Origin of the sequence: Streptomyces malaysiensis subsp. malaysiensis (assembly GCF_040653035.1) — a bacterium.
Classification (GTDB): domain Bacteria; phylum Actinomycetota; class Actinomycetes; order Streptomycetales; family Streptomycetaceae; genus Streptomyces; species Streptomyces malaysiensis.
This window is the reverse complement of sequence record NZ_JBEZNG010000021.1, coordinates 1-13,490: the sequence shown is the minus strand read 5'-3', so window position 1 is coordinate 13,490 and position 13,490 is coordinate 1. Positions and strand designations below refer to the sequence as shown.

Here is a 13,490-nt window from a genome sequence, read left to right as displayed (position 1 = left end):
ATGGTTCGAAAACTTCTCGGTGGGCGCGGTCACAGCCCCCTCCTCCGATCGCGTCCGCCACTCACCAGATAGCGAGACCCATGGCTCCCCCCGCCCGGCGCTCCTCGGTGGCCTGCGCCCTCATGGCGTGTGCCGCGACCCTCCTCACCGGCGCGCCCGCCCACGCCCACGCCGACGCCCCGGCCCCGACCCTTCGTTTCGGCGCCTGCCCGGACTCCGTACCGGACCCGCCCGCGCCGGAGCGCGTCGCATGCGCGACGCTCGCCGTTCCGCTGGATCGGCACCACCCGGAGGGCGAACACCTCCGGATCGCCGTCTCCCGCGTACGGGCCTCCGGGTCCCCCGCAGAGCGGCGCGGCATCCTTCTGGTGAACCCGGGCGGGCCCGGCGGGTCGGGGCTGCCGTACGCGGTCACCAAACGGGCCAAACTCCCCGAGAGCGTCCGGCGCTCGTACGACATCATCGGCTTCGACCCGCGCGGTGTAGGCCACAGCACGCCCGCCGACTGCGGCCGTATGGGCGGTCTCTTCGACGGTCCGGGCGCCGATCCCGTACCGGTCGGCCCCAGGGCGGAACGCGCACACCTCGGCTCCCTGCGGCGCATGGCGGACGACTGCGCGGCGGGGGCGGGCGGCGCCCTGCCGTACCTGTCGACGGAGCAGACCGCGCACGACATGGACGCCATCCGGGCGGCGCTCGGCGAGCGGCGCACCAGCTTCCTCGGGGTCTCCTACGGCAGCTACCTCGGCGCCGCCTACGCCGCCCACTTCCCCCGCCATGTGTCCCGCATGGTGCTCGACAGCGTCGTCGGCCCCGAGGAGTGGTACGGCTTCGATCTGCGCCAGACCCGGGCCCTGCTGCGCCAGCGCGATGTCTTCTTCCGCTGGACGGCGGAGCACACCGGCCGGTTCCGGCTCGGCGACAGCCCCGAGGCGGTGCGCGCGGCGTATCTGCGGGTGCGCACGGGGCTCGCCACCCGCCCGGTGGACGGGTTCGGCGCGGCCGCCTTCGACCGCGCCGTCTACCGCGCGCTCGGCCGCACCGAACGCTGGACGGGCCTCGCCGACGGCCTGCACGCCTATCTGAGCGACGGCGACATCGGCGCCCTGCGCCCCACCGCCCCCTTCGACGGCCCCGAGTCGCGCAACTACGAAGCCGCCAACCGCATCGTGAAGTGCGCGGACGGCCACGCCCCCACGCCCCGTCAGGTGGTGGCCGACGTACGCCGCCTGCGGCGGCTGGATCCGCAGCCGGTGCTCACCGGCATCGAGGCGTCCAGCTGCGCCTACTGGCACCACCGGCCCGCCCACCGCACCCGGCTCGGCGGCCCCGGCGCCCCGCCCGTCCTGCTGATCGCCTCCGCCCACGACCCGGTCACCCCCATCGAGGGCGCGCACCGGCTCCGGCGTCTGCTGCCCGGTTCCCGGCTGGTGACGCTCCACCAGGACTACTCCCACGGCGTGTTCGCCAGCCGGGGCAACCCCTGCGTGGACGGAGCCGCCGCCGCGTATCTGGTCGACGGGGCCCTTCCGGCGGCCGATGTGCACTGCGCCGGTCCGGGGCTGCCCGAGCCGCGGGGCTGACCGGGTTTCGCCACTGTGCGCTTCGACATCCCGATGCCGCGCCGAACAGGCGTCGAGGCCCCCGCGTTCCGCCTGACAGCCGCTGTCGCCACCGCGGTCAGGGGGAATGAGGGGGCTGTTTAGGGGACGGCCCGCTCGCCGCCGGAACAAGAATCACAACTACAACGGCGAGCTTTCCCAAGCTCGTTCGAGCTTTCTCTCCCGGGCCTTCTTTCCCTCGGGCCGCGCAACCGGAGCGCGGCCGTCCCGCGCGGGGAGCGATCCCACGCGGGCCGGTCGCTCCTCCCGCGCGCCCTGCTTCGAACCGAGAGGTGTGGCGGCATGCTACGGACTGACCTGATCCGGCCGGTGCCCGAACTGCTCCGGGCCAACGCGGATCGCTTCGGTGACAAGCCGGCCTGTTCCGACGGCCACCGCACGGTCAGCCATGCCGAACTCGAGCGCCGTACCCGGCGGCTGGCCGGGCATCTCGCGGGGCTGCGGCTGCACCCCGGCGACCGCGCGATGATCTGCCTGGGCAACCGCGTGGAGACGCTGGAGAGCTACTTCGGCGTGTTGCGCGCGAACGCCATCGCGGTGCCGGTCAACCCGCGGTCGACCGACGCGGAACTCTCCTATCTGCTCGGCGACAGCGGCGCCCGGCTGGTGCTCACCGACGCCGCCCACGCCGACCAGTTCGACCGGCTGCGGGAGCAGATCCCGGAGCTGAGGGTGGTCGTCAGTGGCGACGGACCGCTGCCCAAGGGGTTCATCGCGTACGAGCCACTGCCGGACACCGAGCCGGAGCTGGCGGCCCGCGACGACCTGGGCCTGGACGAGGTCGCGTGGATGCTCTACACCTCGGGCACCACGGGCCTGCCGAAAGGCGTGCTGTCCACTCAACGGAACTGCCTGTGGTCCCTGGCCGCCTGCTACGTACCCGTGACCGGGCTGACCGCCGAGGACCGGGTGCTGTGGCCGCTCCCGCTGTTCCACAGCCTGTCGCACATCGTGTGTCTGCTGGCGGCGACCGCCGTCGGGGCCAGTACCCGGATCGTGGACGGGGTGGCGACGGCCGATGTGCTGGAGGCGCTGCGCGAGGAGCGGTCGACCTTCGTCGCCGGAGTGCCGACGCTCTACCACCATCTGATCGAGGCGGCGCGGGAGCGCGACTTCGCCGCGCCCGAGCTGCGGGTGGCGCTCGTGGGCGGGGCGGTGGCCACGGCGGACCTGGTCAGGTCGTTCGAGTCCACCTTCGGAGTGCCGCTCGTGGACGCGTACGGCAGCACCGAGACCTGTGGCGCCATCGCGGTGAACTGGCCCACCGGCCCCCGGGTCGAGGGGTCGTGCGGGCTGCCGGTGCCGGGGCTGACGGTGCGGCTGGTGGACCCGGACACCGGAGCCGACGTTCCGGCCGGGCAGGAGGGCGAGTTCTGGGTGTCCGGGCCGAACATCATGGCCGGGTACCACAACCAGCCGGAGGCGACGGCCGCGGCGCTGCGCGACGGCTGGTACCGCACCGGGGACCTCGGCCGCCGCGACAAGGCCGGATTCTGCACGGTGACCGGCCGGATCAAGGAACTCGTCATCCGCGCCGGGGAGAACATCCACCCGGGCGAGGTCGAGGCCGTGTTGCGCACCGTGCCCGGGGTGGCGGACGTGGCCGTGGTGGGCAAGCCGCACGCGGTACTCGGCGAGGTCCCGGTGGCCTTCGTGGTGCCCGGCCCGGACGGCTTCGACCCGTCGGCGCTGCTGGCCACGTGCCGCGAGCGGCTGTCGTACTTCAAGGTGCCGGAGGAGATCTACGAGATCGCGCGGGTGCCGCGCACCGCCTCGGGGAAGATCACCCGGCATGTGCTGCTTGAGCTGCCCGCACGGCTGCGGGCCGCCGGGGACGGCCAGTACGACTCGCTGCTGAGGCTGGATTGGGTTCCGCAGCCCGCGCTGCCGGACGCCCCGGCCGGGGCGGTCACCTGGGCGCTGCTGGACGGCGACACACTCGGCCTCGCGGAGGGGCTGCGGGCCGCGGGAGTGGACGCGCGGGTGGTGGCCGAGGGTGCGGGTGGTTCCGTGGCCGGTCTGGTGGCCGACTCGGTGGATGGCCTCGTGACCGACTCGGTTGCCGACCTCGTGACCGACTCGGTGGATGGCCTCGTAGCCGACTCGATGGATGGCCTCGTGACCGACGCCGCCGGAGGTGGCGGTCGTCCGGCTCCGGATGTGGTCGTGGTGGCGCCTCCGGTGGCGGGCCTCCCCGAGGCGGGGCAGGACCTGGTCGACGGGTTGGCGGCCCGGCTGGGCGGCTGGCTGGCCGACGACCGGCTGGCCGGAACGAAGTTCGTGGTGGCCACCACGAGCGCGGTGGCCACCGGCACCGAGGCGGACGCACCGGAGCCGCTGTCGGCCGCGCTGTGGGGTGTGGTGCGGTCGCTCCAGGCCGCCTGTCCCGGTCGGCTGACCCTGGTGGATGTTGACGCAGACGTGGACGTGGACGTGGACCTTGACCTGGACACGGACGTGGAGAGGGTCCGCGCGGGAGAAGGGGACGGGGACCGCCGAGGGGCCGCGCTGCGGCGCGCCGTCGAGAACGGCCACGACCAGGCGGCGGTCCGTACCGGAGTGCTGCTGGTGCCGCGCCTGACGCGCGTCTCGGTCCCCGCGGAGCCGGGCCCCGCCCCGGCCCTGGACCCGGACGGACTGGTCGTGATCACCGGTGGCGACACCGCCCGCGGCACCGCGCTGGCCCGCCACCTGGTGGCCGGGTACGGCGCCCGGAACCTGCTGCTGCTCAGTGCGAATGGTCTGCCGGAGGAGGCGGCGGCCGCGTTGCGGAGTGAGTTGGCGCACGACGGTGCCCAGGTCTCGATGGCCGTGTGCGACCCGGCCGACCGGGCGGCGCTGGATGCGGTGCTGGACGCACAGGACCGGCCGGTGACCGCCGCGGTGCATATCGAAGAGCCGGGCCCGGAGCGGTCGTTCGACACTTCGCTGCGTGGCATGACGCATCTGGAGGAGCGGACCCGGCGGGCCGACCCGGCGCTGTTCGTCGTCGTCACCTCCGCCGCCGGGGTGCTCGGCTCACCGGGCCGCCCGGACCGCGCGGCCGCCGACCAGTTCGGCGAAGCCCTGGTGCGGCGACGCCGGGCGCTGGGCCTGGCCGGGCTGGCCCTGGCCTGGGGCCCGCTGCCGGGCGAGCACGGTACGGCGCCGGTGGCCGGTGCCGTACCGCTGCCCGAGGCGCTGGCCCTGTTCGACGCGGCGCTGACCGCCGACCAGGGCCCGCTGGTGCTGCTCAGGCCAAGCACCCAGGGGCTGCCGGGCGGCGAGCCCGTGCCCGCGGTGCTGCGCCACCTGGTGGACGCGCCGTCCGCCGTACCGACGTCGGACGAGCCCGCCGCCGCGGAGCTCCGGCGGCGGTTGGCCGCCGAGAGCGAGTCCGGCCGCCAGCGCACGGCGCTGGCGCTGGTGCGGGAGCACGCCGCGGCGGCGCTGGGGCTGGCCTCGGCCGACCCGGTCGAGCCCGGCCAGGCGTTCAGCGCGTTCGGCTTCACCTCACTCACCGCGGTCGCGCTGCGGAACCGGCTGAACGCGGCCACCGGGGCACGGCTCGCCGCCACGGTGGTCTTCGACCATCCGACCCCGACCGCGCTGGCGCGGCATCTGGTGCGCGAGATCACCGGAAGGCGGAGCGAGCACGCTCCGGTGCGGGCGCGCGGGGTGTCCGACGGGCCGGTGGCGATCGTGGCGATGGGCTGCCACCTCCCGGGCGAGGTCCGCACGCCCGAGGACCTGTGGCGGTTGGTGTCCGACGGCCGCGACGCGATCGGGGGATTCCCGGAGGACCGGGGGTGGGACCTGGCCGGGCTGTTCGACCCCGACCCGGACGCCGTGGGCAAGTCCTACGTGCGCGAGGGCGGATTCCTCACCGACGCGGGCGGGTTCGACGCCGCCTTCTTCGGCATCTCGCCACGTGAGGCGCTGGCCATGGACCCGCAGCAGCGGCTGCTGCTGGAGACCGCGTGGGAGACCTTCGAGAACGCCGGGATCGACCCGAGTTCGCTGCACGGCACCGACGTCGGTGTGTTCAGCGGAGTGATGTACCACGACTACGGGGCCGACGCGGGGAGTGCGGCGGAGGGCTTGGAGGGCCACCTCGGTGTGGGCAGCGCGGGGAGCGTCGTCTCCGGGCGCGTGGCATACGCGCTGGGACTGACCGGGCCAGCGGTGACCGTGGACACCGCCTGCTCGTCCTCACTGGTGGCGCTGCACCTGGCGGTTCAGGCGGTGCGTACCGGCGAGTGCTCGTTGGCGCTCGCCGGGGGTGTCGCGGTGATGAGCAGGCCGACGTCGTTCATCGAGTTCTCCCGCCAGCGCGGCCTCGCCCCGGACGGGCGCTGCAAGTCCTTCGCGGAGGGCGCCGACGGCACCAACTGGTCCGAGGGCGTAGGGCTCTTGCTGCTGGAACGGCTGTCCGACGCCCGCCGCAACGGCCACGAGGTACTCGCGGTCATCCGTGGCACCGCCGTCAACCAGGACGGCGCCTCCAACGGCCTGACCGCGCCCAACGGCCCCTCCCAGGAACGAGTGATCCGACAGGCATTGGCAAACGCCGGACTGACAGTGGCCGATGTGGACGCGGTGGAGGCCCATGGCACCGGCACCGCCCTCGGCGACCCGATCGAGGCCCAGGCCCTGCTGGCCACGTACGGGCAGGAGCGGTCGGAGGATCGGCCGCTGTGGCTCGGTTCGTTGAAGTCGAACATCGGGCATGCGCAGGCGGCGGCGGGCGTGGCCGGTGTGATCAAGATGGTGCTGGCGATGCGGGGCGGCGTGCTGCCGAAGACGCTGCATGTGGAAGAGCCCACCAGCAAGGTCGACTGGGCTTCGGGCGCGGTGTCCCTGCTCTCCGAGGCCCGGCCCTGGCCGGAGACGGGGCACCCCCGCCGCGCCGGAGTCTCGTCCTTCGGCGTCAGTGGGACGAACGCACATGTGGTCCTGGAGCAGGCACCGGAAGCGGTCGTGCCCGCGGCAGAGGCGGACGACGTGGGTACGCCTGGCTTAGTGGCCACCGGCGGTGTGGTGCCGTGGGTGCTGTCCGCCAAGAGCCCCTCGACGCTGCGCGCTCAGGCCGAACGTCTCGTCAAGCGCCTGGAGTTGGGCGATGCCCCGCGTGCGGTGGATGTGGGCTGGTCCCTGGCCACCACCCGCGCGGCTCTGGAACACCGAGCGGTCATCCTCGCTACGGACACCGAAGGCGGCGTGGCGACCGCCCGTGCCCTGGCGGAGGGACGGCCTGACCCGCTTCTGGTCACCGGACAGACCGCGGCGGACGGCAAGACCGTGTTCGTCTTCCCCGGCCAAGGCGCCCAATGGGCCGGGATGGGGGCACAGCTCCTCGACACCTCGCCCGTCTTCGCCGAACGCCTCCACGAATGCGCCGCGGCCCTGGCCCCGTACACCGACTGGTCGCTCATCGACGTCATCACCGGCGCACCCGACGCGCCCTCGCTCGACCGCGTCGATGTCGTACAACCCGCCACCTTCGCCGTCGTCGTCTCCCTCGCCGCACTGTGGCAGTCCTGCGGCATCCACCCCGACGCCGTCATCGGCCACTCCCAAGGCGAAATCGCCGCCGCCTGCGTCGCCGGACACCTCACCCTCCCCACCGCCGCCAAAATCATCACCCTCCGCAGCCAAACCATCGCCCACCACCTCGCCGGACACGGCGGCATGATGTCCCTCGCCGCCCCCGCCGACACCATCGACCTCACCCACTGGCACGGCAAACTCTGGATCGCCGCACACAACAGCCCCAACGCCACCGTCATCGCAGGCGACACCGACGCCCTCCACGAACTCCACACCCACTACACCGGCCAAGGCATCCGAGCCCGCATCATCCCCGTCGACTACGCCTCCCACACCGGACACGTCGACACCATCGAAGACCAGCTGGACCACGTACTCAACGGTGTCAACACCTCCACCGGCACCATCCCCTGGCTCTCCACCGTCACCGGCGAGTGGATCGGACCCAACACGGCTGACGGCGGCTACTGGTTCCGCAACCTCCGCCAAACCGTCCAGTTCGACAGCACCATCCGCACCCTCGCCGACGACGGCTACCGCACCTTCATCGAAATCAGCCCCCACCCCGTCCTCACCACCGCCATCCAAGAAACCCTCGAAACCACCAACACCCCCAACACCACCATCACCGGCACCCTCCGCCGCAACGACGACACCCCCACCCGATTCCTCACCCACCTCGCCCACCTCACCACCCACGGCCACACACCCAACTGGACCACCCTCTACACCCACACCAACCCCCACCCCACACACCTCCCCACCTACCCCTTCCAACACCACCACTACTGGCTCCCCCGCAACACCAACGCGGGCGATGTGAGTGCCGTGGGTCTCCAGGACACCGGCCATCCGCTGACCGGGGCCGTGGTGAGCGTCCCCGACACCGGCGGTGTGCTGCTCACCGGACAGCTGTCGGTGGCCACCCACCCATGGCTGGCGGACCACGCCGTCTCGGGAACGGTGCTGCTGCCCGGCGCCGCGATGGCCGAACTCGCCATTCGCGCCGGAGACGAGACCGCCACCCCCACCCTGGAAGAGCTGGTCATCGGCCAGCCGATGACACTGCCCGACGACGGGGCGCTGCATGTCCAGGTACTGGTCGGCGGCGAGGAGGGCGGGCGCCGGGGAGTGCGGATCTACTCCCGCGCCGACTCGGCCCAGGAGTGGCTGGAGCACGCCTCGGGCACACTCGCCACCCAGCCGGACGGCGCGGCCGAGGACGGCCTGGCCGAGTGGCCGCCGCCCGGCGTCGAACCCGTCGCCCTGGATGACTTCTACGACAACCTCGCAGAGGCCGGATATGAGTACGGCCCCGCGTTCCGCGGGCTGAAGGCGGTCTGGAAGCGCGACGGCGAGGTGTACGCGGAGGCCGCGCTGCCGGAGGAGCCGACGGAGACCGCCGGCCGGTTCGGCATCCACCCGACACTGCTGGACGCCGCACTACACGCGAGCAACTTCTGTGTTCCCCCGGCCCCGGGCCAGACGCTGCTCCCCTTCGTGTGGAACGACGTACGGCTGCTGGCGGCGGGAGCCACGGCCGTCCGTGTGCGCGCCCGCGCCACCGGCCCGGACTCGTTCACCATCAGCCTGTTCGACACCACCGGCTCGCCCGTCGCCTCGGTGGACTCCCTGGTGCTCCGGGCGATCAGCCCCGAGCAACTCGCCGCCGCCTCCAGCGGCGCCGATCGGTCCGCCGATTCGCTCTTCACGCTGGACTGGACCGAACACCCCGCTGCCCCGGGGAGCGAGGTCTCCTGGGCCACCCTCGGCGACGGCCACGCGGACGACCTGGACGCGCTCATCGCGGCGGAGGACCGGCCGGACCGGCCCGAGGCCGTGGTCGCCGACACTACGGCCTGGGCCACCGAGCACACGGGCCTGCCCGCGCGCGCCCGGGACCTGGCCGCCCGTGCGCTGGACCTGGTGCAGCGGTGGGTCGGCCAGCCCGAACTCGCCGACGTCCGGCTGGTGTTGCTCACCCGTGGTGCGGTGTCCGTACATGACACCGCCGAGGTCACCGATCCGGCCGCCGCCGCGATCTGGGGCCTGGTCCGCTCCGCCCAGTCCGAACACCCCGGCCGGATCGCCCTGGTGGACACCGACAATGTGTCGCATGAGGCCCTGCCCGTGGCGGTGGCGTCCGGCGAACCGCAGTCGGCGCTGCGCCGTGGGCTGCTGTGGGTGCCGCGTCTGGTGCGCTCGCCGCAGGGTCTCGCCGTACCCGCGCATGAACACTGGTACCTCGACGTCTCGGAGAAGGGCAGCCTGGAGAACCTGGTGCTGCGGCCCGATCCGGAGGCCACCGCGCCCCTGGCCCCCGGTCAGGTCCGGATCGAAGTCCGCGCCGCCGGTCAGAACTTCCGGGACGTGCTCGTGGCGCTCGGCGGTGTGGCGGGGCAGGAGGGTCTGGGCGGCGAGGGTGCCGGTGTGGTGACCGAGGTCGGCCCGGGGGTCGAGGGCCTGGCCGTGGGCGACCGGGTGATGGGCCTGTTTCCCCGCTCGTTCGGCCCGCTGGCCACCGCGGACGCGCGAACCGTCGCGCCCATCCCCGAGGGCTGGTCGTACGCCACGGCCGCCGGGGTGCCGGTGGCCTATCTCACGGCGCTGTACGGGCTGCGGGACCTGGGCGACGTCCAGCCGGGTGAGACGGTGCTGGTGCACGCCGCCGCCGGTGGTGTGGGCATGGCCGCCGTCCAGCTGGCACGGCACTTCGGCGCCACCGTGTACGCCACCGCGCATCCGTCCAAGCACCATGTGCTGACCGCGTTGGGGGTGCCGGAGGGGCATCTGGCGTCCAGCCGCGACCTCGGTTTCGCCTCGGCGTTTCCCGCGCTGGACGTAGTGCTGAACTCCCTCACCGGCGAGTATGTGGACGCCTCGCTGGGGCTGCTCAGCTCCGGTGGCCGGTTCGTGGAGATGGGCAAGAACGACATCCGCGACCCCGCCACGGTCGCCGAAGCGCATCCCGGCGTGGGCTACCAGGCGTTCGACCTGGGAGGCGACGCGGGGCCTGACCGTATCCGGGAGTTGCTCGCGGAGCTGGTGGAGCTGTTCCGGCGGGGCCCGATCAAGCCGCTGCCGGTACGGCACTGGGACGTTTCGCAGGCGCCGGCGGCGTTCCGCTGGATGAGCCAGGGCCGGCACACCGGCAAGATCGTGCTCACCATCCCCCGCACCCTCGACCCCGACGGCACCGTCCTGATCACCGGCGGCACCGGCACCCTCGGCGCCACCATCGCCCGCCACCTCATCACCCACCACGGCGCACGCCACCTGCTCCTCATCAGCCGCCAAGGCCCCGACGCCCCCGGCGCCGCCGACCTCAGCACCGAACTCACCGAACTCGGCGCACACATCCACATCACCGCCTGCGACACCGCCGACCGCCACCACCTCACCACCACCCTCACCAACATCCCACCCGACCACCCCCTCACCGCCGTCATCCACACCGCCGGAACCCTCGACGACGGCACCCTCACCACCCTCACCCCCCAACGACTCGACACCGTCTTCCGCCCCAAAATCGACGCCATCACCCACCTCCACGACCTCACCCACGACCACGACCTCGCGGCGTTCGTCGTCTACTCCTCCGCCGCCGGAACGCTCGGCAACGCGGGCCAGGCCAACTACGCCGCCGCCAACGCGTTCCTCGACGCCTTCACCCAGTGGCGCCACGCCCGCCATCTGCCCGCCACCTCGCTGGCGTGGGGGCTGTGGAGCGACACCAGCACGCTCACCGCGACGATGGACGCCGCCGACGTACGCCGCACCCGGCGGGCGGGTGTGCTCGGCATGGACAACGCCGAGGCGCTGCGGGTGTTCGACACCGGGCTGCGGTCCGGGCTGCCCGCACTCGTAGCCGCGAAGGTCGACGTCACCGCCCTCCGCGCACCGGACGCCGAGCTGTCACCGCTGCTGCGTGGGCTGGCTCGCCCGGCGCGGCGCACCGCGCGGGCCGCGGCTCCGACCGCCGGTGGTCTGTCGGGGCAGCTGGCCGGGCTGTCCCCCACCGGGCAGCGGGAGTTCCTGCTCAACCTGGTGCGGGCGGAGGCCGCGGTGGTCCTCGGCCACACCGGTCCGGAGGCGATCGAGCCGACGGTGGCGTTCAAGGAGATGGGCTTCGACTCGCTGACGGCGGTCGAACTGCGCAACCGGCTCAACTCGGCCACCGGGCTGCGGCTGCCCGCGACGCTGCTCTTCGACCACCCGACTCCGGCACTCCTCGCCGAGCTGTTCCGCGCCGAGCTGGGTGGCGATCCGGCGCCCGCCAAGGCGGCCCCGGTGCCCGTGCGCACCGCCGCGGACGAGCCGATCGCCGTGGTGGCGATGAGTTGCCGACTGCCGGGCGGGGTGACCGACCCGGACGGGCTGTGGGATCTGCTGCTCGGGGAGCGCGACGGCATCACCGACTTCCCCCGCGACCGGGGCTGGGACCTGGAGGCGCTGTACGACGCCGACCCGGACCACAGTGGCACCTCCTATGTGCTGCGTGGCGGGTTCCTCGAGGACGCCGCCGGTTTCGACGCGGACTTCTTCGGCATCTCGCCGCGCGAGGCGCTGGCGATGGACCCGCAGCAGCGGCTGTTCCTGGAAGCCTGCTGGGAGACGTTCGAGCGGGCGGGCATGGACCCGACCGCTGTGGGAGGCCGGGACATCGGCGTGTTCGCCGGTGTCATCAACCAGGACTACGGCGTGCGCAGCGGACCCGCCCCCGAGGACCTGGAGGGCTACCTGCTCACCGGCTCGGCGACGAGTGTCGCCTCCGGCCGGGTGGCGTATGTGCTGGGCCTGGAGGGCCCGGCGGTCACGGTGGACACGGCGTGCTCCTCCTCACTGGTGGCCATGCACTGGGCCGTACAGGCGTTGCGGCAAGGCGAGTGCTCGATGGCGCTGGCCGGAGGCTCCACGGTGATGGGGCGGCCGTCGGCGTTCGTGGAGTTCTCGCGCCAGCGCGGTCTGGCGCCGGACGGTCTGTGCAAGGCGTTCGGCGCGGGCGCGGACGGCACCACGTTCAGTGAGGGTGTCGGGGTACTGCTGCTGGAACGGCTCTCGGACGCCCGCCGCAACGGCCATGAGGTACTGGCCGTGATCCGTGGCACGGCGGTCAACCAGGACGGCGCGAGCAACGGCCTCACCGCGCCCAACGGGCCCTCCCAGCAACGGGTGATACGACAGGCACTGGCGAACGCCGGACTGACGGCGGCCGATGTGGACGCCGTCGAGGCCCACGGCACCGGAACCGCACTCGGCGACCCCATCGAGGCACAGGCACTCCTGGCCACCTACGGCCAGGAGCGGCAGGGTGACGAGCCGGTGTGGCTGGGATCGCTGAAGTCGAACACCGGGCACACGCTGGCCGCGGCGGGTGTGTCCAGCGTCATCAAGATGGTGCTGGCGATGCGGCACGACACGCTTCCGCGCTCCCTGCACGCGAACGAGCCCACCCCCGAAGTGGATTGGTCCCAGGGCGCGGTGTCGCTGCTCACCGAGGCGCGGCCCTGGCCGGTGAACGGACACCCGCGCCGCGCCGGGATCTCCTCCTTCGGTATCAGCGGTACGAACGCCCATCTCATCCTGGAGCAGGCGCCTCAGCCCGAGTCCGAAGACATGTCGCGGGCGGACGACGGCACGGACACCCCTGGGCTCGTGGCGACCGGCGGATTCGTGCCGTGGACGCTGTCGGCCAAGTCCCCCGCCGCCCTGCGGGCACAGGCCCAACGCCTCCTGGACCACCTGGAATCCGGCGCCGACGCACACCCCGTGGACATCGGCTGGTCCCTGGCGACCACCCGCACCCTTCACGACCACCGCGCCGTTATCCTCACCGACACCACCACCGAAAGCACTGAGACCACGGCCGCACTCACCGCCCTCGCGAGCGGGCAGCCACACCCCCGGCTCACCACCGGCCACGCCACCACCCACGGCAAGACTGTCTTCGTCTTCCCCGGCCAAGGCGCCCAATGGGCCGGGATGGGAGCTCAACTCCTCGACACTTCGCCGGTCTTCGCGGCCCGGCTCCACGAATGCGCCGAGGCCCTGGCCCCGTACACCGACTGGTCGCTGATCGACGTCATCACCGGCGCACCCGGCGCGCCCTCGCTCGACCGTGTCGATGTCCTCCAGCCCACCACCTTCGCCCTCATGGTCTCCCTCGCCACACTCTGGCAAGCCAACGGCATCCACCCCGACGCCGTCATCGGCCACTCCCAAGGCGAAATCGCCGCCGCCCACGTCGCCGGACACCTCACCCTCCCCACCGCCGCCAAAATCATCACCCTCCGCAGCCAAACCATCGCCCACCACCTCACCGGACACGGCGCCATGATG

The 13,490-nt window shown here is 72.8% G+C and carries 2 protein-coding genes; both read left to right on the top strand.

Annotated features, from left to right (window positions below; genetic code table 11):
* Window positions 1–80 precede the first annotated feature (80 nt).
* Window positions 81–1,583 (top strand): alpha/beta hydrolase, encoded by a 1,503-nt coding sequence (locus AB0E24_RS32660; protein ID WP_359382429.1) that lies wholly within the window; start codon window positions 81–83, stop codon window positions 1,581–1,583.
* A gap of 321 nt (window positions 1,584–1,904) precedes the next feature.
* The coding region (locus AB0E24_RS32655; protein WP_359382426.1) for an SDR family NAD(P)-dependent oxidoreductase at window positions 1,905–13,490 on the top strand (11,586 nt) is incomplete at its 3' end.

Coding starts and splice junctions, on each gene's coding strand:
- AB0E24_RS32660 (WP_359382429.1), top strand. CDS start 81: ATGGCTCCCCCCGCCCGGCGCTCCTCGGTGGCCTGCGCCCTCATGGCG.